Annotated in this window: 17 protein-coding genes; 13 read left to right on the forward strand and 4 right to left on the reverse strand. The window is 69.2% G+C overall.

All coding sequences use genetic code 11. The features are described 5' to 3' along the window. Positions 1-74: 74 nt before the first annotated feature. Positions 75-1,820: a formate--tetrahydrofolate ligase gene (locus DB30_RS21320; RefSeq protein ID WP_052551858.1), complete on the reverse strand. Its 1,746-nt coding sequence runs from the start codon at positions 1,818-1,820 to the stop codon at positions 75-77. Positions 1,821-1,979: 159 nt separating this feature from the next. On the opposite strand from DB30_RS21320, the gene DB30_RS21325 reads away from it, so the two are divergent. The 4 genes from DB30_RS21325 to DB30_RS21340 all read left to right on the forward strand — a co-directional run bounded on the left by DB30_RS21325 (position 1,980) and on the right by DB30_RS21340 (position 6,266). Continuing rightward, entirely contained in the window at positions 1,980-2,657 is a 678-nt protein-coding gene (locus tag DB30_RS21325) for a hypothetical protein (RefSeq protein ID WP_052551860.1), read from the forward strand. Positions 2,658-2,666: 9 nt separating this feature from the next. After that, positions 2,667-2,945, forward strand: a complete 279-nt coding sequence (locus DB30_RS21330; protein WP_052551863.1) for a hypothetical protein — start codon at positions 2,667-2,669, stop codon at positions 2,943-2,945. A gap of 100 nt (positions 2,946-3,045) precedes the next feature. Further along, positions 3,046-4,491 (forward strand): serine/threonine-protein kinase, encoded by a 1,446-nt coding sequence (locus DB30_RS21335; RefSeq protein WP_146659964.1) that lies wholly within the window; start codon positions 3,046-3,048, stop codon positions 4,489-4,491. A gap of 230 nt (positions 4,492-4,721) precedes the next feature. Next, complete coding sequence (locus tag DB30_RS21340) at positions 4,722-6,266, forward strand: aldehyde dehydrogenase family protein (RefSeq protein ID WP_052551866.1); 1,545 nt, start codon at positions 4,722-4,724, stop codon at positions 6,264-6,266. Between the two features lie 20 nt (positions 6,267-6,286). Here the strand turns inward: DB30_RS21340 and DB30_RS21345 are convergent, their stop codons facing one another. Next, positions 6,287-7,405 carry a hypothetical protein gene (locus DB30_RS21345; RefSeq protein ID WP_146659966.1) on the reverse strand — a complete coding sequence of 373 codons (1,119 nt, stop codon included), beginning with the start codon at positions 7,403-7,405 and terminating at the stop codon, positions 6,287-6,289. A 68-nt stretch (positions 7,406-7,473) separates the two neighbouring features. Here DB30_RS21345 and DB30_RS21355 point away from each other — a divergent pair, with 68 nt between their 5' ends. The 4 genes from DB30_RS21355 (at position 7,474) to DB30_RS21370 (ending at position 13,052) form a co-directional block, all read left to right on the forward strand. After that, positions 7,474-8,613 carry a hypothetical protein gene (locus DB30_RS21355; RefSeq protein ID WP_146659969.1) on the forward strand — a complete coding sequence of 380 codons (1,140 nt, stop codon included), beginning with the start codon at positions 7,474-7,476 and terminating at the stop codon, positions 8,611-8,613. A 124-nt stretch (positions 8,614-8,737) separates the two neighbouring features. Next, positions 8,738-9,442: an RNA polymerase sigma factor gene (locus tag DB30_RS21360; RefSeq protein WP_052551873.1), complete on the forward strand. Its 705-nt coding sequence runs from the start codon at positions 8,738-8,740 to the stop codon at positions 9,440-9,442. Then, a complete protein-coding gene (locus DB30_RS21365) occupies positions 9,439-10,275 on the forward strand; it encodes a hypothetical protein (protein WP_052551875.1) in 837 nt (278 codons plus the stop codon). The genes DB30_RS21360 and DB30_RS21365 overlap by 4 nt, the downstream gene beginning before the upstream one ends. Further along, positions 10,236-13,052, forward strand: a complete 2,817-nt coding sequence (locus DB30_RS21370; protein ID WP_052551877.1) for a CHAT domain-containing protein — start codon at positions 10,236-10,238, stop codon at positions 13,050-13,052. The genes DB30_RS21365 and DB30_RS21370 overlap by 40 nt, the downstream gene beginning before the upstream one ends. Positions 13,053-13,088: 36 nt before the next feature. Here DB30_RS21370 and DB30_RS21375 read toward each other — a convergent pair whose 3' ends face one another. Together DB30_RS21375 and DB30_RS21380 are read right to left on the reverse strand one after the other, a co-directional pair. Further along, positions 13,089-15,095, reverse strand: coding sequence for a S8/S53 family peptidase (locus DB30_RS21375; RefSeq protein ID WP_052551879.1), 2,007 nt, complete (start codon positions 15,093-15,095; stop codon positions 13,089-13,091). A gap of 122 nt (positions 15,096-15,217) precedes the next feature. After that, a complete protein-coding gene (locus DB30_RS21380; RefSeq protein ID WP_146659973.1) occupies positions 15,218-19,222 on the reverse strand; it encodes a serine/threonine-protein kinase in 4,005 nt (1,334 codons plus the stop codon). 503 nt (positions 19,223-19,725) lie between these two features. Between DB30_RS21380 and DB30_RS21385 the strand changes: the two genes are divergently transcribed. The 5 genes from DB30_RS21385 to DB30_RS21405 all read left to right on the forward strand — a co-directional run bounded on the left by DB30_RS21385 (position 19,726) and on the right by DB30_RS21405 (position 25,465). After that, positions 19,726-20,541: a 3-oxoacyl-ACP synthase III family protein gene (locus DB30_RS21385; protein WP_338082205.1), complete on the forward strand. Its 816-nt coding sequence runs from the start codon at positions 19,726-19,728 to the stop codon at positions 20,539-20,541. Beyond that, positions 20,538-21,452: a lysophospholipid acyltransferase family protein gene (locus tag DB30_RS21390; RefSeq protein WP_052551884.1), complete on the forward strand. Its 915-nt coding sequence runs from the start codon at positions 20,538-20,540 to the stop codon at positions 21,450-21,452. Before DB30_RS21385 ends, DB30_RS21390 begins: the two co-directional genes overlap by 4 nt. Then, positions 21,413-22,282, forward strand: a complete 870-nt coding sequence (locus tag DB30_RS21395) for an SDR family NAD(P)-dependent oxidoreductase (RefSeq protein WP_052551885.1) — start codon at positions 21,413-21,415, stop codon at positions 22,280-22,282. The genes DB30_RS21390 and DB30_RS21395 overlap by 40 nt, the downstream gene beginning before the upstream one ends. Positions 22,283-22,293: 11 nt before the next feature. Further along, positions 22,294-23,160 carry an SDR family NAD(P)-dependent oxidoreductase gene (locus DB30_RS21400; RefSeq protein WP_146659975.1) on the forward strand — a complete coding sequence of 289 codons (867 nt, stop codon included), beginning with the start codon at positions 22,294-22,296 and terminating at the stop codon, positions 23,158-23,160. Positions 23,161-23,305: 145 nt separating this feature from the next. Next, positions 23,306-25,465 carry a catalase gene (locus tag DB30_RS21405; protein ID WP_052551889.1) on the forward strand — a complete coding sequence of 720 codons (2,160 nt, stop codon included), beginning with the start codon at positions 23,306-23,308 and terminating at the stop codon, positions 25,463-25,465. Positions 25,466-25,477 lie beyond the last annotated feature (12 nt).

Here is a 25,477-nt window from a genome sequence, read left to right on the forward strand (position 1 = left end):
AACGGCCCCGAGGAGCGAAGCGACCAGACGCGAAGCGGCTGCAGTCGGCGAAGTCCAAGGTGTATGTGGGGGTCTCAAGAAAGCCCAACGATGTTGCCGGCGGCGTCGAGCCCGATGCTCTGCGCCGCCGACTTCTTGGGCATGCCGGGCATCAGCATGAGATCGCCGGTGCGCACGACGACGAAGCCGGCGCCCGCGCTGAGCTTGAGCCCCGCCACGCGCAGCCGCCAGCCGGTTGGGGCCCCGCGCAGCTCGGGGTTGTCGGACAGCGAGTGCTGGGTCTTGGCCACGCAGATCGGCAGCTCGTCGCCGCCACACGCGACGATCTGCGCGAGGTCGGCCTCGGCTTCCTCGCTCCAGTCGACGCCGTCGGCCCGATAGATCCGCTGCGCGAGGGTCTGCACCTTCTCTCGCAGCGTCACCCCAAGCTCGTAGCAGGGCTCGAGCGGGCGGTTGCCCTCGGCGCCCGCGGCCATGACCGCCTCAGCCAGCGCCGTCCCGCCCTCGCCCCCCCGACCAAAGCCCTCGGAGATGGCCCAGCGCGCCCCCTCGGCCTCGATCAAGTCGACGAGCGCCTGCAGCTCGTCGTTGGTGTCAAACCCGAACCGGTTGATCGCAACGACGACGGGGACGCCATACACATCGCGCAGGTTGGACAGGTGCGTGCGCGCGTTGGCGAAGCCCTGGGTCAGCGCCTCGATGTTCTGCTCGCCAAGCTGATCCAGCGCGACGCCGCCGTGGAGCTTGAGCGCCCGGCAGGTCACGACCAACACCGCGACGGCCGGGAAGGTGCCGAGCTGCCGACACTTGATGTCGAGGAATTTTTCCGCGCCAAGATCCGCCGCGAACCCGGCCTCCGTCACGACCCAGTCCGCGCTGTGCAGCGCCAGCTCGGTCGCGACGACGCTGTTGCAGCCATGCGCGATGTTGGCGAACGGCCCGCAGTGGATCAGCGCGGGGGTCCGCTCGATCGTCTGGACCAAGTTGGGCGCGAGCGCGTCGTAGAGCAGGACCTCGAGGGCGCCAATGCAGTCGAGCTCACCCGCGCGGACCGGGCGCCCCTCGCGGGTCCAGCCAACGACCATGCGCTCGAGCCGGGCCTTCAGGTCGGCGCGATCTTTGGCGAGCGCGAGCACGGCCATGACCTCGGACGCGGCGGTGATGTCGAAGCCGCTCGCGTGCGGGAACCCGTCGGACTTCTTGCCCAACCCGATCTGGCAGTGACGCAGCTGGCGATCACACACGTCGAGCACCCGCCGCCACGCGATGCGCTCGGGCGCGAGGTCGCCCGGCTTGGCCTCGGCCTTGCCCCGCCTGATCGCCCGCTCTTGGTGGTGAACATGATTGTCGACGACCGCCGCGAGCAAGTTGTTGGCCGAGGTCACCGCGTGAAGATCACCGGTGAAGTGCATGTTGATGTCCTCCATCGGCAGCACCTGCGAGCGCCCGCCCCCCGCCGCGCCGCCCTTGATGCCAAAGGTTGGACCCAGCGAGGGCTCGCGCAGCGCGAGGCAGTGCGACACGCCAAGCTTGCCAAACCCCTGCGCGAGGCTGATCGAGGTCACCGTCTTGCCGTCGCCAAACCGCGTGGCGGTCATCGCCGTGACCAACACCAGCTTGCCCTGCGGTCGCTGCTTGCGACGCTGCTCGAGCACGTCGAGGGACACCTTGGCCTTGTGGCGTCCGTAGGGCTCGAGCTCGTCAGCGTCAAACCCTAGCTGCTCGCCGATCACGTTGATGTGGGCGAGCTCGGTCGCCTGCGCGATCGCGGCGTCGGGCGGAAGATCGGGGAGCGGCGACAGGGGCGGGAGCTGGGCCATGGGCATACCGTCCGACGGCGAAGGCTGCGCTGACAAGGACGAAGTTGCCCCCCGGAGGGGGCTGCAGTGGCCCTCGCCCGAGGCTGAAAACAGCTGTTCTGGCCCAGATCGACTCCGCGCCTCGATACTGAACTACCATTCAGCCGACGGAGAACCATCGTGACCGCAGTCAAGCTCGTCTCTCTCCCCAGCCTCCACTCGCCCGCTGCTCCAGCGGCACCCAGTCCCGCGCGTCCGCTCGCCGAGCTCGCTGGCCCCGGTCGCATCGTCGAGCTGTGTGGCCAAGCTCAGTCGAGCACCGCGACGGCGATCCTCGCCCATGCACAGCGCGAGGGTGAGACCGCCGCGTGGATCCAGCTGGCACAGGGCGATCTGTATCCGCCAGATCTGAGCGCCGCCGGGGTCGACATCGAGGCGCTGATCGTCGTGCACGTGCCAACCGGGTCCGAGAAGATGTCGGGTCCAGCGGGTCAGTGCCGCGCAGCGGAGTTGCTGCTTCGCTCGGGCGGGTTCGGCTTGGTGATCCTGGATTTTTGCCGGGCTGAGCCGTCCGGCTCGACAGCGTGGCAGGGGCGGCTGCTCGGCCTCGCTCGCCAGCACGAGGCGCGGGTGCTGATCTTGCGCCAAGACACCCGCGAGCAGCTCGCGTCGCTCGGTCCGCTGATCAGCATGCGCGTGGCCTCGCGGGTCGAGCGGGCCCGGATCAACGATGATCCCCCCGGCTTCACGCGGCGAACGGGCCGCTTCGTGATCCACCACGAGGTGCTCAAGAACAAGTCCGGCGGCCCGCTCGATCCCGCGGCGTCGCTCGTCCGTGGACCGTGGGGCTTGCTGTAGACTCACCGCGTGTCCCCTGCCCGCCCGCGCTTCGCCTCGCTCGCCATCACCTTCGCCCTGCTGCTCGCCAGCGTCGCGTGTACGCCCGCTGGGCTGGCGCAGATCAGCGCCGAACCAACTGCCTGTCCCAGCGAACGGCTGGAGATCAGTGAGGCCCATCAACCGATGGAAGGCCCCAGCTCATGGACGGCGACCTGTCTCGCGGCGAATGGTGCCGATGCGCCGCCACAGAAGTGGTTTTGTTCGCGGATGCATCAGCGGGTGATCTGCACCGAAGATCCGCGCTAAATCCGCGAGCGTGGATCTTGAGGCTCGCACGCGGTCACCCTTTCGTGGTCCACTTCGGTAGGCGCACGCGTTGACGGGCGCCGCGGCGAACGAAACTCAGGTGACCTGGTATCCGACCACGACTGGCGGCGAGAAAGCCGAAGCCGACGCGGCCGCGGGCGAAGCGATCGCAGACGGATCAGCCGCGCCGTCGCGCAGCGGCCAGACCGTGATCACCCGCGCCGATGATCTGCCCACCGTCGCGCTGCCCGCTCAAAAGCGCAAGACGCGACCCGACTACGACCACGACGAGGACGACGACCCCACGGTCGCGCGGCTCGGGCTTGGCGATCTACACCCCGCGTCACCACGCACCGCGCCCGACGAGCCCACCCTCGACGACGAAGATCCCACGATCAAGCACAAGGCCCTGCGCCGCCAGGCACCGCGGGCGGAGCTGCTCGATCATCGCTATCAGCTGAGCCGCCAGATCGGCGCGGGCGGCATGGGCGAGGTCTGGCAGGCCCGCCACGTGCAACTCGGTCGCGAGGTCGCGATCAAGTTCCTGACCAATGAAGAAGGCGGCCCGCGCTTCAAGCTCGAGGCCCAAGCGATCGCGAGCGTTCGCCACACCGGGGTCGTCGACGTGCTCGACTTTGGCGAGACCAGCCAAGGCGTGCCCTACTTCGTGATGGACCTGCTCGAGGGTCAGACCCTGTCCAAGCGCGTGCGCGCGACCGGGCCGCTGTCGTGGGCGCTCGTCCGCAACATCGCGCTCGAGGTCGCCGACGCGCTCGCCCACGCGCACGCGGTTGGGGTGATCCACCGCGACCTCAAGCCCAGCAACGTGATCGTGCTCGACAATCCGCCGCAGCGCGGATCGTCGACCAAGCTGATCGACTTTGGCATCGCCAAGCTGCTTGGCGACCACGCCCCCAAGCTCACCCAAGCCGGCTTCGTGCAAGGCACCCCGGCGTACATGAGCCCGGAGCAGGTGCTTGGTGAAGATGTTGACGCCCGCACCGACGTCTACGGGCTCGGCTGCCTGCTCTACTACCTGCTGAGCGCCCAGCGACCGTTTCCCGACAAGTCTGGCGCCGCCGCGCTGCGGGCCCAGCTCGACCAGCTGCCCCCGCGCTTCGCCGAGGTCGTGCCCGGCCAGTCGATCCCGCCCGAGGTCGAGGCCCTCGTGTTTCGGGCGATCGCCAAAGAGAAGCACGCGCGCTTCGACTCGATGTGGGACATGCAGGCGGCGATCATCGCGATCCCACCAGACGCCAGCGCGAGCATGTCGGGGGCCGCGCCACCACACAAGCTCAAGCCAACCGACGCGAGCGCCTCGAGCAGCATACGGACGACAGACAGCTACGGCGCGTTGAGCCCGGCCGACTCGGCGCCAACGGACACGTCGAGCAACACCTACCCAAGCACGAGCGCGAGCGCCTCGTCCGCAGTCCAGCCATCATCATCGATCGGTGGCCGCGTCATGCTCGTGCTCGCGGTGGTCGTCTCGCTGGGCTTACTCGGCGCCGCGATCACCGGCCTGATCTGGGCCCTCACGGGGTAGCAATGACCCCCACAGAGACCTTAGACTTCGCCGAAGCCACCCGAGCCCCCTTCTAGGGGCCACACATGCGGATTCGAAAGCGGCTGCAGTCGGCGAAGTCTAATGACCCCCACCAAGACATTAGACTTCGCCGAAGCCACCCGAGCCCCCTTCTAGGGGGCCACACATGCGGATTCGAAAGCGGCTGCAGTCGGCAAAGTCTAAGGTCTCTGTGGGGGTCATAACCATCCATGTCCCAGGAACTTCACGCACTGTTCTCCCAACTCGAGCTCTCGCTGCCCTTCGTCAAGCCGAGCTCGACCACGCTCGCGTGTGAAGATCCGTCATCGGGCGCGGTCGTCGGGCACCTCGCACAGGACGACAAGCCGAGCACGCTGGTCAAGATCGACGCGGCGGCGCGCAGCTTCGCGGCGCTGCGCGAGGTCCCGGCGCCGGTCCGGGGGGCGATCGTCAGGGCCATGGGTGAGCGCCTGCGCGAGCACAAGCAGGCCCTCGCGCAGCTGGTCTGCGCCGAGGTCGGCAAGGGCATCGAGGAGGCGCGCGGCGAGGTCCAAGAGATGATCGACATCTGTGACTACGCCGTGGGGCTGTCCCGCATGATCGGCGGCAAGACCTTGCCCTCGGAGCGGCCCGATCACCGCATGTTCGAGCAATGGCTGCCGCTCGGGCCGGTGCTGTGCATCTCGGCGTTCAACTTTCCGGTCGCGGTGTGGTCGTGGAACGCTGCGATCGCGCTGATCTGCGGCGACCCTGTGATCTGGAAGCCCAGCCTGCACGCGCCGCTGTCCGCGATCGCGGTGCATGGGCTGCTGCAGCCGTTGCTCGCCAGCGCCGGCCATGGCGACGCGATGCAGCTGGTGATCGGCCCCGACGACACGGTTGCGAAGACGCTGGTCGACGACGTTCGGGTGCCGCTGGTCAGCGCGACTGGTTCGTGCGCGATGGGCCGGGCCGTGGCGCCGCGGGTCGCCGCTCGGCTGGGTCGCACGCTGCTCGAGCTTGGGGGCAACAACGCGGTGATCGTTGACGCGACCGCCGACCTCGAGCTCGCCGTGCGGGCCGTCGCGTTTGGGGCCGCGGGCACGGCCGGCCAGCGCTGCACGACGACCCGGCGGCTGTTCGTCGAGCGCTCGATCGCCGCGGCGCTCACGGACAAGCTGGTCGCCGCGTACGCGCAGCTGAGCGAGCGCGTGGGTGACCCGCGCGACGCTGGCAACCTGATCGGCCCGCTGATCGACGCCTCGGCGGTCGGCCGGTTCTCGGCGATGGTCGCCCACGCCAAGCGCCTGGGCGCGACGGTGCTCGCGGGCGGCAGCTCGATCCACGACGGGGAGCTTGGCGCGGGCCACTACGTGCTGCCCACGTTGATCCGCGTGCCCGACTCGCTCGATCTAGACGCCGACTTCGCGCCGATGCAGACCGAGACCTTCGCCCCGATCCTGTACCTGCGCAGCTTCCCCAACGGCGACCTCGCCCGCGCGATCAGCTGGCAAAACAGCGTCGAGCAAGGCCTGTCGAGCGCGCTGTTTAGCGACAGCTCCCGCGCGATCGAGCGGTTCTGGAGCCCGGCTGGCAGCGACTGTGGGATCGCCAACGTCAACATCGGCACCTCGGGGGCCGAGATCGGCGGGGCGTTCGGCGGCGAGAAGGCCACAGGTGGCGGGCGCGAGGCCGGCAGCGACGCATGGAAGGCGTACATGCGCCGGCAGACCTGCACGATCAACGGCGGCGAGACGCTGCCGCTGGCGCAGGGCATCAGCTGGAGCTCGACCTGACCCGCCCGTGAGCGCAGGCGCTACGCCGGATCCGGCAGGGTCGACTCGCACTCGGTGAGCGGACCCGCGAGGCCGCTCCAGCCGGGCAGCGCGTCGCCGTTGGGCGTGGGCCCAGTGACCAGGATCTCTGACAGATCGAGGGTGACCGGGTCCGCCTCGAACAGCTCGGCGTCCGAGTTGAGCAAGTACAGCCGCGCCGTGTCGTCCGTGAACAGCGGCCCACCAAGCGCGTGGACGCCCCAGGTCCCGCCCTCGCCGAGCTCCGTGCCGGTCCCGGTGTTGTAGTCGAACTCGTAGACGTGACCCGAGTCGATCGCAAACCCGATCCCGTCGGTGATCGCTCCCATCGGGTCGATCCCCGGGCCCATGTCGTCGATGTCGGCGACCGAAGCCATCTCCAGATCCGTGATCACCTCGAACGCGAGGTCGCCAGCGAGGTAGTCGCCCGTGAAGCGCAGCAGCCGGTTGCCCTCTGCGCTGCTGACGTTGACGCCCGTGTCCATGAGATACACGAGGCCCTGACAGTCGGTGTAGAGGGCTTCGACGCGGATGTTGTCGGGCACGTTGCCGATGATCTCGACCTCGATCTCGCTGGCCTCCGTCGGGGGCTCGGCGACGTGGAAGATCTGCGTGCCGTTGGGGCTCTCGCGCGAGCCGAGCAGCGAGCCGTCCTCGAGCATCGTGAGCCCGTTCTGGCCGTCGACGAGCGGGGTCAGGATCGTGCTGGTGACGAGCTGCACGACGGAGCCGTCGTCCTCGTCGATCTCGATGTACATCAGGCGATCTTCGACGGAGTACCAGAGGTTCGGGGTCACCCACAGCGGATCCGCGTTGGGGTCGCCATCGCCGTCGCCGTCGCCATCGCCATCGCCATCCCCGTCGCCGTCGCCGTCGCCGTCGCCATCGCCATCGCCATCACCATCACCATCGCCATCGCCATCGCCATCACCGTCGCCATCGCCATCGCCGTCACCATCGCCATCACCGTCACCGGTCCCGCCACCGGTCTCCGTGTCCTGATCGGTGTCCCCCGTTCCGGTCTCCGTCGCCGCGTCGGCCGTCTCGGCGCTCGCGCCACGGTCGTCGCCGCAGCCACACACGAGCAGCGCAGTCATCGTCACCCAAGAGAAGGATCGCATCGGCGCAGTGAAGCACGGATACAGGCCGGTTGCTCGGAGTTCCGATGCACTTGGGGTACTCAATCGGCGTGTCGGTCATCGCCCCGGACAACGATGCCGTCATCGCTGCGATGCTGCGGTTGCCGACCCAAGCCGCGCTGTGGTGGCTCGAGCAATGGACGGCGCGCGAGCAGTGGGTCGACGCTCGGTTCCGAGCACGCGGCGGAGGATGGGCGATCGTCCGCCTCGTCGACGGGGATCACCGGGTGCCAGCGCAACTCGCTCGCCGCCAGACCGAGCGCTTCGCGATCGTCGCGCTGCGCAGCTCGGTCGGTGCGGACGTCAGCGCGCTGCTCACCGCCTTGACTGCCACAGTCGCCGCCCACGAACACGGGTTTCGCTGGCGCCAGCCCCTGCCCCGCAGCCCCACCCCAGACGCCGCCGATCTCGATCCACGCAGCGTGTCACCCGAGCGGCTCGCGTTCGAGGCGGGGATCAAGCCGGCCCTGCGGATCCGCCTGCACGCCGCCGAGGCGCCCTATGAAGTTGGGCTGTGGTTGCGGGCCGGCTACGCGGTCGCGGCCGTCGAGACCGACGCCGGCGCCGACGGGGCCCGGACCTACGTGATGGTCGCGCCCACCCGCGAGCGGGCGCTGGCCCTGGTCGACGCGGAGCTGCGCCAGTATCTGCCGACCGCAGGACAGCTGGTGGCCCTGCGTGAGTGCGGCGCGATGCTGGGCTACCCAAGCTGCTGCGTCGAGTCGTTCGTGCGCTCGACCGAGCTCGAGCACGACGCGCTGGATCCCGAGGTCAACGCGCGCCGGGGTAATTTTCACCGGATCGATGCGGCCTGGGTCGAGCGGCCGCTCGCGCGACTCAACACCTTGCTCAAGAACGATCACCTGGGGCTGCTCAGCTTTGATCCGTGCCGGTTTGACTGCCCGCGTGCGCTCGAGATCGCCGACCGCATCGCCAGCGTGGTCGAGGCCGCGCACCCAGGCTACACGCGGCGGCTGCTGGGCACGTTTGCGATCAACCAGGAGGATGAGCGCGCGACCCTCGAGCTGCGCCCGCTCGCCGATGGTTCCGGGGACGAGCAAGTGCGCGCAGCCACACCCGCCAGCCCCGGCGCGGCTGCGTTCGCGGACCGTCTGATCGGCCACCGCGTTGACGCCGAAGGCCGGATCGCCGGTCTCGAGCAACCCTGCCGGGTGTTTCGATTCGTCTGAGCGGCTGGTGCTCGAGCGGCGGTGATTTCAGCGCGGGCGAGGGCTTCTCGCCCGCTTGCGGACGCCTCCGCAGACCGGTTCCGGCAAATTCGCGTGCATCGGCGCCGACAGATAGCATCGCAGGGTGACGCCCCCCCGCGGCCCAGTCGGTCACCGGCAGCTCCCGACGCCCAAGGACGTCGCGCGGGCGCTCGATGGCGACAGGCCGGCGATGCAGACCTTGGTCGAGCGGCTGCTGCCGATCGTCCAGGCCGAGGTTGGGTACGCGCTGGCCCGGGGCGCCCGAGCGGAGAGCCGCGACGCTCGCCAAGAGATCGCCGACTTCGTCCAAGAGGTGTTCGTTGGCCTGCTCGAGCGCGACGGCAAGGTCCTGCGAACATGGGATCCCCAGCGCGGCCGCAGCCTCGACAGCTTCGTCCGCTTGGTCGCGCGTCGGCATGTCGCGGCGATCTTGCGCAGCGGTCGACGCAGCCCGTGGTCCGACAAACCAACCGACATCGAGGATCTCGACCGGGCTCGGACCGGCTCGAGCGGCTCGGGACGCTTCGCCTCGCTCGAGCAGCTCGACCGCTTGCTAGAGACGCTGAGCGAGCGCCTCGACGAGCGCGGGATCTTGCTGTTCGAGCTGCTCTACATCGAGGAGCGAGCCGTCGAGGAGGTCATGGAGCTGACCGAGATGACCCGCGATGCCATCTATGCGTGGCGCTCGCGATTTCGCAAGCTCGTCGCCAGGCTGGCCAACGAGGCCCAGGAGCAAGCCCCCATGCCCCGAAAATTCGCGCTCGTGTCAGATCCCGGGGTCACGAACACAAAGGAGCATTCACCATGAGCGATGGTCCCCATGACGAGGACGAGGTGGACGAGGCCGACGAGTCCGTCGACCAGCTCCTCCTCGCGCTCGCCGATCGAGCGCGAGAGCGCCCCTCCGCGTGGGATCCAGTGACGCATGGCGAGCGCGGCGTGGACGAGGTGGCGGCGGAAACTGGCGTCAACGCCGAGCTCGCGCGCGCCTACTTCGAGCCCTTCGACGCCGGGGAGACCCAGGCGGTGGTCGATGCCGTGCTCGCGCGCGCGGCCCCGGCCGCCGAGGCGTCGCCTGAACAGCCCGCGGTTGTCGTGCCGCTTCGACCTCGCAACCGCACGACCACCGCGATCCTCGCGGTCACGCTGGCGATCGCTGCCGCGGCCGCGCTGTGGATGATCTGGCCCCAGCCCAAGATCGGCGGGTCCGATCCGACCATCGCCACGCGCGAGCCGATCCCCGCGTACGGGGTCGAAGTTGGCGGCTGGCTCAAGACCCTGCGCGACGACGCGACGCCGGCCCCCTCGCGCTACCGATATCGGGCCGAAACACCGTTCGAGTGGGTTCTGAGGCCGGAGGCACAGGTCGGAGACGCGCTCGCCGTGCGGGCGTTCGTGATCGGCGAAGCCGGCCAACCCGGCCGCCCCCTCGCGCTGGACGGGCTGACCGAGATCGCGTCCACCGGAGCGATCCGGATCCACGGGACGATCGCCCAGCTGATGCTCGCGCCCGGTCGATATACCATTGCCCTCGTCGTTGGCCGACCCGACGCGCTGCCCGAGCGGGCCGCCGCGCTCACCGAGCCGACCGACGAGCCAGCATGGCGAGTGCTTCGGATCGACATCGACATCGAGGGCTGACGGTCGCCCTGCTGGGGCTGCTGGGCTGCCCTGCGCAGCCGAGCGAGACCGGTGGGACGGGTCCGGCTGATCCGCCCGACCCCAGTGATCCGACGGTTCAGGTAGATCCGCGCGCGGCGTCGATCGAAGCCGGGCCGCCCGCGATGTTCGGCTGCGCGGGACTGATCCTCGACACAGGCCAGCTTCGCTGTCTGCTGCGCAAGCCCAAGCCGCTGCGGGCCTGGCTCGACGGTCGCCGCGACGCGACGATCGAGCTGTGGTTCGACGGCGCGCCGCTGGCCTCGACGCTCAGCCGCGACCGCGATGGCCTGCTGCTCGAGTTCGAGCCCCCCCGCGAGCATGGCCTGGTCGAGCTGCGCGCGCCGACGGGCGAGGTCTGGAGGGTCCAGCTGACGTCGGCGTCGGCCCGGCACACCGAGCTGCGCAAGGCCGCGAACGAGCGCGGGCGGGCGGGCGACTTTGCGGGCGCGGCCGCGATCTTCGCGACGGCGGCGGACGAGCTCACGCCCGCGCAAGCGGATCTGCTGCGCTGCGACGAGGCCCGCCTCGCGATCGCCGAGCGCCGGTTCGCGCACGTCATCGCGCTCGCCAACGGGCTCACCGACTCGCCTGCGATCAGCTGCGTCGGCGCGGCGGCCTCGCTCGCGGCCTACGTGCAGCTGTTCGATCAACCCGACTTCAACGCGGCCGACCAGCACCTGGCCACAGCGACCGCCGCCGGCCGCTTCGACTTCGAGACGGCGATCGGCGCTCGGTATCTGCGTGGGGTGTTCGACCATCGGATCGGCGACATCGACGAGTCGCTCGTCGAGTTCGAGGCCTCGGCCCGGCTGGCCAAGCTCGTCGGCGACGAGCAGCAGTTCATGGCGTCCACGATCATGCAGGCGGTCGCGCTGGCCCGGCTCGGGCGCCTGCGCGAGGCCGAGTCCCTCGCCACGTCGATCGTCAGTGGGATCGCCGAGGACGCCACCACCGATCCGTTGATCCGCGATGTTCGCTACGACCTGGCTTGGATCGCCCTGCTCGCACGAGAGGCCGATCCCCACGCGCCCGATCCCAGCGCGACGCTGCGCGAGCTGATCGCCGACTACACCCGGACCCAGAGCCACAGCGACGTGGCCCGAACCCGGCTGCACCTGGTGTTCGCCCGCCTGCAATCGCGCGACCTCACCAGCGCGCGGACCGAGCTCGACCAGATCGACGGCGCGCAGCTCGACACGCACTCCCTGGTGTGGTTCGAGCTCGCCGCGTTCGAGCTCGCGCTCGCCAGCGGCGCGACCCGGGCGGCGCGTGGGCACCTCGACCGGGCCGAGCTCTACGCGGATCTGACCCGCGATCGCGAGCATCACTTTCGGATCTGGGCGGCTCGCGGCGCGCTGGCGCGGGCCAAGGGGGATCGCGGCGCCGCCCTCGAGGCGCTGCGCCACGCCAGCACGATCGCAGACGAGCTGGCGCTCGCCGTCCCCGGCAGCTCTGGACGCAGCATGATGGTCACCGCGCACCGTCAGGCGGACACGGCCCTGGTCGAGCTGCTCGTCGAGCTCGACCAGGCCGAGGCCGCGCTGTGTGCCGCGGTCTCGGTCCGGGCCCGGCACCTTCGCGCGCTCTCGGCCCGGCTGCGCCCGCCGCTCTCGCGCGAGGATCAGCGCGACTACCAGGCCCTGCTCAGCCAGCACCGCGCGCTGCGGCTCGACATCGACGAGCAGCTCGCCGATGCCTGGCAGCAACCATCGACCGAGTTGCAGGCGCTGCGCGAGCAGCTGAGCGAGCAGGGCGAGCGCGCCGATGAGCTGCTGCGCCAGGCGACCGCGCTGCTCGAGCGCGACGCCCCGCGATGGAGCTGCGATCGCGTGCTGCCCCGCCGCGACGGCCAAGCGGTCCTGGCGATGGCCCCAAGCGCGGACGACGACCGCGGGTGGTTCATGCTGGCCCGGCGCGACGGCGAGGTGACGCGCACCGAGGTGATCGAGATCGCCAACGTCTTGGCGCCTGGCGAGCGGGCAGCCCAGGCGATCGCGGCGCTGGGGCCCTCGCTCGCCGAGGTCCGCGAGCTCGAGGTGATCCCGGTCGGCCGGCTGTCGAGCGTCGACTTCCACGCGCTGCTGCGCCCACGCGAGATCACGGTGGTCTACTCGCTCGGCCTCGGCCACGCCGAGACCAACCCGCGCGCCCGCGCGACCGCGGACGTCGTCGCCGGATCGAGCGATCTGCCGGCCGTTGCGTCCGAGGCCGCGCACGTCAGCGCGCGGCTACACGAGCTGGGGTGGCAGGTCACGCCGAGCTGGGCGCCCGCGAGCGACGATCAGCCGCACCTGCTTCACTACGCGGGGCACGGGACCGCAACCGGGGCTCGAGCAGGCGAAGGTGGCTGGGACAGCTACATCGAGATCCCCGGCTTTGGTCGGCTGAGCGCCTCGCAGATCGTCGCGGGTCAGCGCGCGCCGAGGATCGTCGTGTTGGGCGCGTGCAGCACTGGCGCGGTCAGTGACGAGATCATCGACGGCGGCATGAACCTGGCGGCGGCGTTCTTGCTGGCGGGCGCGGAGCTGGTGATCGCGCCGACTGGGCCGGTCGACGATCAAGCGGCGCTGTCGCTGAGCCAGACGATCTATGCCCAGCTCGGGGCCACGCCGGGACACGAGCTCGGCACGGCCACCTCCGTGAGCGAGTTCATCGCCGCGCTCGACCATGCCCAGCATGCCCAGCACGCCCAGGACACCGCGCGCGAGCCAACCGGCCCGACCAGCTACTGGCGCTGGCGGGCCTGGCAACCGTGAGGGTGGTCTGGGCGCGGACGAAGGCGGGCAGCGGGCTCAGGGCCCAACCGGGATCTGGTTGCCGACGGACATCGGCCGCCCGCTCGCGTCGAGGAAGGACATCGACACCCAAGCCGAGACCGGCGCGGAGCCGCTGGTGCCGACCTGCTGCAGCTGGGGATCGGCGAACACCGTCACGGTCGTTGGCGAGACCCCCTGCGCCCCATAGTCGAGCCGCTCGGACCCGCCGGCCGCGTCGTAGATCTTGACCTGGATGTTCTGCAGTGTGTAGCCGGCGTAGTCGGACGCGACGCTGACGTAGAAGTCGTCGTCCTTGATCTGGCACATCGGGCACGGCGGCTTCTCGGGCTGCGGCAAGGTCCAGGGATCCGGCATGGCGCCGGCCGTGATCGCGGGATCCCGCGGCATCCAGGTCGCCTGATCCAACCCACACAGCTCGCAACCTTGGGCCACCCAAGTCGGCGTCGTGCCCTGGTCGAGCGCACCAAGGCCCGCGATCGCCTGATCGAAGCTGGCCCACCACGCCGTCTCGCGCCCGGCCGCGTCGGACGAGGCCGCCGTGCAGGCCTTCTCGACCGCGTCGCACTGGCTCACCGTCAGGATCGTGATGTCGGGGTCCGGGGCATTGCGAACGTAGACATCGCAGGCCTTCGCCACCGCGCCGCAGGCCGTGACCACGTGCTGCTCGGACGGCGAGGTCCCCCTCAGCGCGAACCCGGCGGTCACGACCTGACCGTTGATCGTGCGGGGCGCACCGCTGGCGTAGATCACCTGCATGACCTCGTCGGCCCGCAGACCGGGAAAGTAGGACCAGACGAGCGCCGCGATCCCGCTGACCGCCGCCGTCGCAACCGAGCTGCCCGTGAGCGGCCCACGAGCGGCCTGGCCGAGCGCGCTGTGCCCCGCGAAGCCGAGCGCGGCCACGCGCGCGTCGGATCCGGGCCGAAAGTCGACGAGGTTGCGCTGCGCCCAGTCGATCGGAGTCGCGGCGTGAAGCAGCGGCTGGTAGCTAGCCGGCGAGTTCGGCAAGACGACGCCGAGATCGTTGCACGCCGCCACGCTGGGCGCCGGCTGCTGCTCCCACGAGCCGGGGCCCGTTGGCTGATCGACGCAGCTCGCTTGCGGTTGGTTGCCGCTCGCCGCGATGACCAGCGCGCCCTGGCAGCGGGCCAGCTGGACCGCGTGTTCGACCGCCGCGATCGCGGCCGTCGGCGCGACCCCGTTCGCGTCGAGGTCACCCGTGCTCGGCTCCCAGCCAACCGAGAGGTTGATGACCAGCTTGTGATCGTGGTTGGTCCAGCCCTCGACCGCCGCGTAGATGCCCTGGGCCAGATCCGACTGGTACCCAAAGTAGCCCCCCTTCGCGAAATTTGGATCGCCGCCCACGATCTGCGGGAGCCCGAGCCGGGTGGCCACGACGCGCCGACAGCTCTGGCTGTCCAGCGTGGGCACGCAGCCGCTGGCCGCCGTCGCAACGATCGCCGCGACGGTCGGACCATGGGCGGCTTGGCCGATGCGGGTGTCTTCCGGCGCGGTGTCGACGACGGCGATGTCGACGGGGTAACCGGCGCCCAACGTTGCCTGCGCGTCGGGGACCACCCCAACGCCACCCGCGAACGCCTGTTGATATCCCGGGCCGATCATCGGCTCGAGCGGGCTCTGCGGCACAACCCGACAGTCGGGGGTGGTCGTGACGCCGGCGGGGAGCTTGCTGAGGTCGGCAGGACCCGGACCACTCCACCGATAGCGACAGTAGTTGTCCATCGCGTCGGGGCTCGCCTCGGGAAACAGCTCGTCGACCTTCCAGCCCGGCCCAGGCTGCGGGCACTCGGCGACCTTGACCAGGTGGGCGATCTGACGCTCGGGCGGGCACAGCTCGACACTTGGCGGCGTCGCGCGATCAGGATCGACGCAGGGCTGCTCGTGGACGGCGTTTTGCGACTGCCCGCCGTCGTCGGTAGGGGTCCCGCCCTTGATCACCCCCTTCACGCGGTCGCAGCCAAGCAGCGCCAGCATCGAGATCGAGATCGAGAGAGACAACATGGACGAAGGCGTGAGTCGGGTCATCGGTCGGGTCCAAACAAACCATTGAAACTGCCACGCGGGATCTGACGCGACACTCGCTGATCTACGAGCCGAGATGGTGCCCAAGTCCACGAACTTCGTCACCCCCGCGCGGAGGCCGGGCCACCAGCTCCGCCCACGATCGGTGACGTGTTCGGCACCAGCATCCGCGCAACCCGCTGGGGATCGGTGATGCCATTGGCGTCGAAGTATTTGATCGCGGCGACCTCGAAGTCCTTGGACTCGTTGCCTTCGGTGACCTGGGCCAGCTGCCAGCGGACGGACGCGAGGTGGCACTCGATCCCGTTTTGATCGAACAACAGCTCTGCTTCGCGCCAGCAGCGTCGGGCCTGCTCGGTGTCGCCAGCGATCGAGTGCAGCGCGGCCTCGTTGATCGCCGCCTCGCCGACATAGAGGGGGACCCGGGTTCGACGCAGGCGCCGACACACGCCGCGGACCTGGCCGGCGAGCTTGGTGTTGGCCGGAAACTGCACGGCCGCGGCCGCCCAGCACCGACCGATCAGCTGGTCGACGAAGCGCTTGACGACGGGGTTGAGCGCGACGCTGGATCGACGCACCGCGGCCAACAGCCTGTCGATTCGCTCGAGCACCGACTCGTGCTGACCCTCGCCGAGCAGCATGAAGATCTCGACCCGATCGAGCATCACCGTCGTGTAGTTGTAGCGCGAGTGGTCCCACGCGTCGCGCCCGGCGTCGAGGTGGTAGCGGGCCTGCGCCAGGTCACCGCGATGCAGCTGGGTCATCGCTGCGTAGGCCTCGAGCTCGACGATCTCGCGCAGGTTGCCGCGATCGCGCGCGGCCGCCAGCCACTGCGGCAGGTTGCGATAGAGGTCGCCCCAGCGCCCGGTGATCACACACAGGCTGGAGTACACCAGCACCGCCGTGTTGCGCAGCCAGTTGGCCCCGGCGACGTCGTCGAGTCGCGGCATCAGATCGCGGAGCTGATCCGTCGCGCCGCGGAACCGATTGAGCGCGTACTCGACCATGTCACGCTGAAAGTCGATGCTGCGATCGAGCTCGACGTCGTTGACCGTGGCCGCGAGCTCGCGCGCGCGCCCAGCTAGCTCGTGGACCTTGCCCTCGCCGCCGAAGGTCGCGACGATCGTCATCTCGTTGGCCAGCATCAGCGCGAGCCGGCGCGGCTCGCCAGCGTCGAGGGTCAGGCGCAACAGCCGGTTGTGCAGCACCCACGAGTGAATCTCGAGGTGCAGGATCAAGCCCTTGTTGATCGTCAGCAGCGTGTCGATGTGATCGAGCTTGGCCGGTTCAATCTCGCTCTCGGCCCGCACTTGGTACTTGTAGCCGCGCAGCCCCAGGCGCAGGCGCCCCCACATGAAGCTCCACATCGAGGCCCAAAACCCACGCGGCGCCCCCTCACCGATCTCGCGCAAGACCGTGGCCGCGAGCGTGAGGCCCTCGCCAACGTGACCGGCGTTGAGCAGCTGCTCGGCGGCGTTGCGACGCAAGGCCAGCGCCTCGCGGGGCTCCGACGCCTCTTGCGAGAGCTCGCGCAGCAGCGCGCCCGCCTCGCTCGAGTGGCCAAAGTTGACGAGCTGCTCGGCCAGCGCGATCCGCAAGCGACGGCGCCGCGCAGGCCCCTGCTCTCCCGCTTTGCCGTCGAGCGCGAGCAGCTCGAGCAGCACCAGCGCGCGCCGGTACAGCTGCACGGACCGACCAAAGGCCAGCGTCGCGCCGGCTTGATCCGCGGCTTGCTCGGCGTACTTGGTCGCGCGGACCAAGTCTCCCGCTCTCTCGAAGTGCTCGGCCAAGGTCTCTGGTTCGCCGCCGAGGCGCTCGAGCGCCGAGCCCAGCGCGAGGTGGATCTGCTCGAGCTCGTGGGTCTCGAGCTCGCCAACGGTGACCTCGCGGATCCGGCCGTGGGCGGTCTCGAGCACCGGCCCCGTGAGGTCGCCGCTCACGAAGCTGTCTTGGCTCTCGTGGCTGTCGTCGTGGCTGCTGTCGAACGCGCCGCCGCGCCGGGTCAGCAGGCCCAGCCCGCACAGCTTCTCGATCACCGCGCCAACCGCCGAGAGCTGCTCGGACCACGACAGAGCCTCACGGTCAGGACGGTCAGTACGGTCAGGACGGTCAGTACGCTCGGCGCCGTCGCCCGACTGTGCGTGCGCAGAGGTGTGCTCGTAGACGTCGCGAACCACCGCGATCGGGGTTGGGCCGCCCGACACGGCGACCGTGGCGAGCAGCCGTCGCGACTGTGGATCCAGCTGCACGATCCGACGCGCGACGATCCGATCGTCACCGGTCTCCGCAGAGCCAGCGTCGTCCTCGAGCACCATCTGGCCGATGTAGAACGGGTTGCCCCGGCCCCCACGCGCGAACGCGTCGGCCCTTCGGCGCTGCTCCTCGCGCTGCGCGATCGTGCCGGTCTCGTCGGCCCCCATCAGCGCCCACGCCAGCTCGCGGGCCTCTGCGTCGCCGAGCGGGCCAACGCTGAGCTCGCGGACGTCGCGACCGAGCCGGGCCTCGGTCGAGGTCAGCTCGCGCAGCGCCTCACAGTCACCAAACCCCGACGAAGAATCGCCCGACAGGCCTTGCCCCGACTGGCCGCGAAACGAGACCAACACCAGCAGCGCCGGTGGATCGGGGGGGCGCACCAACGACGTCAGCAGCCGCGCGCCGTCGACGTCGGCCCACTGAAAGTCATCGATGTGGATCATGACCGGGCGAAGCTTTGTCAGCTCGGTCATGAGCTCGCGCAACGCCGTGATCCCGAGCTGCCGCCGCTCGTTGGGCTCGAAGCGCTGAGCTGATCCGCGAGGGGAACCCCAGATGTCGCTGAGCACCGGGAAGATCTGGATCAAGGGCGCGACGTTGCGCGGTCGCAGCCGATCGAGATCGCTGTCGGACATGCGGCGCAGACGAACCGAGAGCGAGTCGACCACGGAGTCGACGCCCTTGTAGGGCACCGACTCGCGCTCGAGGCAGCGCCCGCGCAAGATCAGGGTGTCGGTGGTGGCCCTGACTTCGCTCGCGAAGCGACTGATCAGCGCCGACTTGCCAAGCCCGCTCGCGCCGCTGATGTGAACGGTGACTGGCGCACGGGTCCGCTGGACGTCGCGCAAGGCGTCGCCGAGGATCGCCAGCTCGGCGTCGCGCCCGACGAACGGCGTCTGCTCGCGGCGCTTCGCCACCACGTGCGGCTTGCTGAGCTCGCCAGCGCCCAGCGTTCGAGTTGCGAGGGCCGCGAGCAGCTCGTCACGCGAGGGACGCTCGGCCGGCTCGCGGGCCAGCAGGCGCACGCACAGATCGCGCAGCGGCGGCGGGACCCCGGGGACCAGCTCGCCGGGATCGGGCACGTCTTCGTCCTGCTTGAGCATGACGATCTCGATCGCCGAGCCGCGGTACGGCAGCACGCCCGTGAGGCACTCGAACAGCAGCACGCCAACCGCGTAGAAATCTGCAGCTGGCGTGACCGCCCGCATCGCCGCCTGCTCTGGCGCCATGTAGGCCGGGGTCCCGACCGGCTGCCCATCATGGGAGATCCCCTCTTCTTCGTCGGCGAGCTCGGAGACCAGACCAAAGTCGAGGATCACCACGCGGCCCTCGCGGGTGACCAAGACGTTGGAAGGCTTGACGTCTCGATGCACACAGTCGGCGTCGTGCAGATGCGCCAGGCCCCGGACCAGCTGGCGGATCGCCCGCCCAAGCCGGACCAAGTTGGGCAGCTCCCCGGCCCGCGCCCGCCGGCGCACGTACTCCGTGAAGGTCAGCCCGTCGATCAGCTCCATGGTGAAGAAGGCCGCGCTGGACGAGGGCACGACCAGCTCGCCCAGCTCGATCACGTTGTGATGCGAGACGTCCGCGAGGGCTCGGAACTCGCGCTTGAAGCGGTACAGCAGGCGCGGCGTGGTGCGCGACAAGAACTTGATCGCGACTTGCTTGCCGGTCGTCTGATGGCGGGCAGAGTAGACCTCGCCCATCCCGCCCGAGCCAAGGTGACGCTCGAGCACATACGGACCGAGCCGCTGGCCAATCTCGACCTCCGCGGTACCGAGGTCCCCGTATCCGTGGGTGAGATCCGCGAACGCCCCGACATCTGTCAGCGCCGCGTTCGCATCATCGCCCACGGTGACGCCAGAGCCGGTGAGCGTCGTCGCAGAATCAATGATGTTGCCGTGCTCTGACAAGCGAACCCAATTGGGTGGATTCTACCCACTCGCCTGATTTACGTCAGTCTAATCCCCACCCCGCGCTCACGCGTCACAGCGCTACGGTGTTTGCGCGAACTACAAATTCGTGCCAGCGGCGGTCAGCTATGCGCGAGCGCGGCTTGGGTTCCGCGCACGCGCCGAGCGGCGAATCAGATCGCTGCCCCACGTGGGCCCCTTTGGTAGATGACGCGCCGCGTGGCATCATCGCGGCCCCGATGGTCGCACCCACGGACTCACTGATCCCAGTCCGCATCCTTGGTACTGGAAGCGTTCTGCCTGGGCGTTCAGTCACGACCGCCGAGGTCTGCGAGCGAGCCTACCCGGGTCGAGACCCCGCCGAGCTGGTCGCACGAACTGGAATCGAGACCCGCTACTGGGCCGATCCCGAGACGTCCCACGCGTCACTCGCGGCCGATGCCATGCGTCGCGCACTGGCCAGCGCGGGGATGCAGGCCAGCGACCTCGTGCGCCTGATCCAGGTCAACTGCACCGGGGGCGACACGCTGCTGCCCGCGACCGCCAACGCCGTGGGCGACGCGCTTGGGCTCCACGGCAGCTGCGACTGCATCGACCTCAACAACGCGTGCACGGGGTTCTTGTCGGCCCTGGACCTCGCGGCCCGAAGCGTGGCCACGGGGCTACACCCGGTCGGCGTCGTGGTCTCGGAGCTATGGTCGCGCCACCTCGATCCGTCCGATCCGCGCTCCTACGTCGTGTTTGGTGACGCCGGGGCGGCGGTCGTGCTCGGGCGCGCGCGCGCGAACGAGGGCCTGCGATCCTCATGGCTGCGCAACGACGGAAGACTGCGAGGCAGCGTGACGCTCGCGCACGCCGGCCTCACCCGCGAGCCAGAGATCGTCCGCTTCGGTGTTTCCAACAAACAGATCACCCAAGAGGCCACGGCGGCGATCCTGACCAGCGCCCGAACCGCGCTCACGCTCGCGGGCGTGACAATGGCCGACATTACGTGGGTGCTGCCCCACCAACCCAACGGCCGCATGTTCGACATGCTCGCGCGCGAGCTCGGGATCCCCGAGCACAAGCAGCTCCGGGTCGTTGGCGAGATCGGCAGCGTCGGCGCGGCCTCGATCCCCGTCAGCCTCGATCGACTGTGGCGCGGCGGGCAGCTGCGGGGCGGAGACTTGGTGCTGATGGTCGCGGTCGGCTCGGGGATCAGCTACGGCGCGATGGTCTACCAGCTCGGCGCCGCGGGACCCGGCGGAGCGACAGCGTGAGCGCCGGTGATCCGTCGGCGCCCGCGATGGCCCACTGGCTCGCAACCATGGCCGCCTGGCGGCGCTGGTTCACGTACACCGTCGAGGGCATGGAGCACCTGCGCACGCACGAGTGCAAGTTCGTCGTTGGCTATCACGGCCGCCCGCTGGCCTGGGATCTGTTCTTGCTCGGCGCCGAGATTCACCGCGAGCAGGGCTACCTGCCGCTCGCGCTGGTCCACCGCAACTTCATGAATTGGCCGTACCTGCGCTGGCTGACCGAGGGCCTGGTGTGGTCGACGGGCAAGGGGCCGATCCTCGATCAGGCGATCGCCAACGGACGCCACGTGATCTTGGCACCCGGCGGCGTGCAAGAGGGGCTGCGACCGGGCTGGGTTCGCTACCAGGTCGACTGGCCCGGGCTTGGCTACCTTCGCTTGGCGATCTCCCGGGGGATCGCGGTGGTGCCAGTCGCCGCCTCGGGGGTCGACGACGCGTTCTTCGGGCTCAACGACAACGCCCGCGCCAAGCGGCGCCTGGGCATCAAGAGTCCCGATCGGGCCGTGTGGGCGGGGCTCGGGCCGCTGGGCATGTGGCCAAGCTCGCCCCCGTTTCCGGTCCGCGTGCATCAGATCATTGGCGCCCCCGTGGTCCCGGTGATCCCCAAGCAAGATCGCAGCGCGCTGCTGAACGATCACGACGAATTGCAGGCGCTCCACGAGCGGGTCCAAGCGCGGGTCCAAGAGCTGCTGGATCGCGCCCGCGAGACGGCCTGCGGCACCGCCCGCTTCGATCTCAACCGTCCGCCGATCGGACCTCGCGTCGATCGGCTTCGGGCCTGGCTTGGCCGCGTCGGCGAGCTGGACCTCAAACCCGAAATCGAGCTGCTTCCATGGCAAACACAACGCAACAAGCCACCCGCTGGGCGCTGATCCTGGGGGCGACCTCGGGCGCAGGCGCGGCGATCTCCAAGGCGCTCGCGCGCCAGCCTGGGCTCAACGTGCTGGGCCTGCACCGCGGCAACCACCCCGAGGGCGTCGCCGAAGTCACCGCCGCGGTCCAAGCCGCCGGCCGCGAGATCGAGTGGATGATCGCCGACGCCGGCAAGCCGGACCGGATCGCCGAGCAGGCCGACGCGGTGCTCGAGCGGGTCGGCAAGCAGGGCGTCCACATCATGGTCCACTCGATCGCCAACGCCTCGGTCGGGCTGCTCGCCAGCGGCGACGAGGCGGCCTGGATCCACCCCAAGCAGGTCGCCAAGACCTTCGACAGCATGGCGCACTCGTTCGTGTACTGGACCCAAGCGCTGCTGCGCCGCGAGCTGCTGGGCCCAGGCGCGCGCCTGCTCGCGCTCGACAACGCGATCAACGAGTCGCTGCTGGGCAACCTCTCGGTCATCGCCGCGTCCAAGGCCGCGCTCGAGACCTACGTGCGCCACCTCGCCCTCGAGCTTGGCCCGCTCGGCTACCGCGTCAACGCCTTGAAGTTTGGCACCGTCGAGTCCGCGGCCTTGCAGTGGGTGTTCCCCGCCGAGGTCTGGGACCGGGTCAAGGCCGTCCACGATCGCATGTTCCCCGCGCGCCGGATGAACACCATGGACGAGGTCGCCGCGCTGGTCTCGGTCCTGGCCGACGACGCCGGATACTGGTTCAACAGCGCCGTCATCGACTTCACCGGCGGCCAGATGCACGCGGTCTATCAGACCCTGATGGACGTGGTGATCAACGGCACCGAGATGCTCGACGGCCCACGCGAGAGCTAGACGGCCCCGGCATGCAACGCGGCACAGCACTCGTGACAGGATCGTCGAGCGGGTTTGGCCTGCGGACCTGCGTGGCCCTGTGTGCCCGCGGGTTCAAGGTCTACGCCAGCATGCGAGACCTCGAGCGCGCGGGGCCGCTGCGGGCGGCGCTGAAGGCCTCGGGCTTTGGCAGCTCGCGCGTCACATTCGTGGCCCTCGACGTGACCGACCCCGCCCAGCGCGAAGCCGTGGTCGAGCGGATCCTGGCCACGGATGGGGCGGTCGACGTGCTCGTCAACAACGCCGGGCAGATGTTCACGGGCTTCGCCGAGGAGCAAACCCAGGCCGAGCTGCGCGCGCAGTTTGAAACGAATTTCTTCGGGGTCGTCGCGCTGACCTTGGCCCTGGTCCCGGCCATGCGCGAGCGTCGACATGGGCGCGTCATCAACGTGTCGAGCATCGCGGGCCGCAACGCGATCCCGGCCCACTCGGCCTATTGCGCCAGCAAGTTCGCGCTCGAGGGCTGGTCCGAGTCGCTCCGCTACGAGCTGATTGCCTACAACGTATTTGTCAGCTTGGTCGAACCAGGCATGTTTCCAACCCAGATCTTTGGCCGCAATCAGGTGCAGCCCGCGTCCGCGGCCGGGTCCAGCCAGGGCGCGCGCAGCATCCACGCCCGGGTCCGGACCGCGCTTGAGCAAGACACGCGCTTCATGCAGACGATCATGTCATTCGCCGACCCCGATCAGGTCGCGCGCGTGATCGGCAAGATCGCGCTGGCCCCCCGCCCGCGCCTGCGTTACCCCGTGGGCGTTGACGCGTGGCTCGGCAGCCTCACGCTCGGGACGGTCACGCAGGCCTGGTGGGAAGCTCGTATCACCCAGCTGTTTCAGCGCTGAAAATTCAGCGCTGAGACCAGATTGCGCCCCCGTCCGCCGGGGGCCGCAAAGTTGGCACCGCAAAGTTGGCACCGCAAAGTTGGCACATTGCGAGGACGCATCGAGCGCTGACGCTGGCGCTGGCCTTGCATTTGCGAGCGCCGCGATGACGAAGCCGATCGACACTAAAGCAACAAACGAGGCACGGCGGTCCAAGCCCACCAGCAAAGGCTCCCCGCCCAACACTAGCGACCTCGCCGACCCAGAATTCCGGCAAGGATCGGGCGGTGAGACCCACCAGTTCAGCGAAGCGGATCCAGATCATCAGCCCCTGACGACACGCAACGGCGTGACGATCGCCGACAACCAAAACACCCTCACAGCAGGCGACCGCGGCCCGCAGCTGCTCGAAGACTTCGTGATGCGGGAGAAGGTCTTCCACTTCGATCACGAGCGGATCCCCGAGCGAGTCGTCCACGCCCGAGGCTTCGGCGCCCGCGGCTTCTTCGAGACTTACGAGTCACTCGCGGACATCACCTGCGCCGACCTGTTTCAGCGTGCGGGCGAGAAGACCGAGGTGTTCGTGCGGTTCTCGACCGTCGCTGGCAACAAGGGCTCGGGCGACCTCGCTCGCGACGTCCGCGGCTTTGCGACCAAGTTCTACACCAAGACGGGCAATTGGGACCTGGTCGGCAACAACATCCCGGTGTTCTTCATTCAAGACGCGATCAAGTTTCCCGACCTCATCCACGCCGCCAAGCCCGAGCCGGATCGCGGGTTTCCCCAGGCCCAGACCGCCCACGACAACTTCTGGGACTTCATCTCGCTGATGCCCGAATCCATGCACATGGTCATGTGGATCATGTCGGATCGCGCGATTCCTCGCAGCTTTCGATTCATGGAGGGCTTCGGGGTTCACACCTTCCGGTTCGTCGACGCCAAGCTCAACTCGACCTTCGTGAAATTTCACTGGAAGCCAAAGTACGGCCTGCAGTCGGTGCTGTGGGACGAGGCGGTCAAGATCAACGGGGCCGATCCCGACTTCCATCGCCGGGATCTGTGGAACGCGATCCAGTCCGGCGCCCCGGCCGAGTTCGAGCTGGGCGTGCAGCTGTTCGATGACGCGTTCGCCGACAAGTTCGAGTTTGACGTGCTCGACGCGACCAAGCTGATCCCGGAGGAGCTGATCCCGGTGCGACCGATCGGGCGAATGGTCTTGGACCAGACCGTCGACAACTTCTTCGCCGAGACCGAGCAGGTCGCCTTTTGCACCCAAAATGTGGTGCCAGGGATCGACTTCACAGATGACCCGCTGCTGCAGGGGCGCAATTTCTCGTATCTCGATACCCAGCTCAAGCGGCTTGGCTCGCCAAACTTCACGCACTTGCCCGTCAACGCCCCCCGCTGCCCGATCGCGCATTTTCAGCAGGATGGCCACATGGCGTTCGTCAACCCCAAGGGGCGGGCGAACTATGAGCCCAATTCCTGGGGCGCCCAAGGTGGCCCGCGCGAGGACCCAAGTCGTGGCTTCAAGTCGTTCCCCGAGCCGGTGTCGGGGACCAAGCGCCGGGTCCGGCCCGAGTCGTTCGCCGACCACTATAGCCAGGCCCGACAATTCTACCGGAGCCAGGCGCCGATCGAGCAGCAGCACATGGTCGACGCCATGGTGTTCGAGCTGTCCAAGGTCGACCGCTCGGCGATCCGCGAGCGCGTGGTCGCGAGCTTGCTCAACGTCGACGAACAGCTCGCCGCGAAGGTCGCCGAGGGGCTGGGGATCACGGACCTGCCCGAGCGGCTGCCGCCAGCGCTCGAGCCCCGCGACCTGCCCAACTCTCCGGCGCTCAGCATCGTGAACAACGGCCCGCAGAAGTTCACCGGCCGCCGGATCGGCGTGCTCGTTGACGCTGGCAGCGACGCCCAGATACTCGCGGCCCTGCGCCAGGAGGCGGACGCCGAGGGCGCCACGCTCGCGCTCGTGGGCCCCACGCGCGAGGGGATCCGCGACAGCGCGGGCGACCTGTTGGAGATCGCCGAGAAGCTCGAGGGCGGCCCGTCGGTGCTGTTCGATGCGGTTGCGATCGTGTTGTCGCCAGCGGGTGCGGGCCGCATGGCCGCGAAGTTTGCGGCGCGATCGTTTGTCGCCGACGCCCATCACCACCTCAAGTTCATCGCCCACGACGCGGGCGGATCGGGGCTGCTCGACGCGGCCGGGATCGACGTAGCCAAGCGCGACGCGGGCTACTCCGTGCTCGACGACGACGCTTCGGCGGCGGCCTTCATCGCGGCCTGCCGGGCGCTGCGTCACTGGGCCCGGAAACCGGGCTGAAGCCGCGGCTCG

The organism is Enhygromyxa salina (assembly GCF_000737335.2).
Lineage (GTDB): Bacteria > Myxococcota_A > Polyangia > Nannocystales > Nannocystaceae > Plesiocystis > Plesiocystis salina_C.

Bases quoted from the DNA above. Each gene is read 5' to 3' on its own strand.
- DB30_RS21385 (WP_338082205.1), top strand. From the start codon at position 19,726: ATGCGTCGCGCACTGGCCAGCGCGGGGATGCAGGCCAGCGACCTCGTG.
- DB30_RS21340 (WP_052551866.1), top strand. From the start codon at position 4,722: ATGTCCCAGGAACTTCACGCACTGTTCTCCCAACTCGAGCTCTCGCTG.
- DB30_RS21375 (WP_052551879.1), bottom strand. From the start codon at position 15,095: ATGTTGTCTCTCTCGATCTCGATCTCGATGCTGGCGCTGCTTGGCTGC.
- DB30_RS21320 (WP_052551858.1), bottom strand. From the start codon at position 1,820: ATGGCCCAGCTCCCGCCCCTGTCGCCGCTCCCCGATCTTCCGCCCGAC.
- DB30_RS21345 (WP_146659966.1), bottom strand. From the start codon at position 7,405: ATGCGATCCTTCTCTTGGGTGACGATGACTGCGCTGCTCGTGTGTGGC.
- DB30_RS21405 (WP_052551889.1), top strand. From the start codon at position 23,306: ATGACGAAGCCGATCGACACTAAAGCAACAAACGAGGCACGGCGGTCC.
- DB30_RS21365 (WP_052551875.1), top strand. From the start codon at position 9,439: ATGAGCGATGGTCCCCATGACGAGGACGAGGTGGACGAGGCCGACGAG.
- DB30_RS21370 (WP_052551877.1), top strand. From the start codon at position 10,236: ATGGCGAGTGCTTCGGATCGACATCGACATCGAGGGCTGACGGTCGCC.
- DB30_RS21400 (WP_146659975.1), top strand. From the start codon at position 22,294: ATGCAACGCGGCACAGCACTCGTGACAGGATCGTCGAGCGGGTTTGGC.
- DB30_RS21395 (WP_052551885.1), top strand. From the start codon at position 21,413: ATGGCAAACACAACGCAACAAGCCACCCGCTGGGCGCTGATCCTGGGG.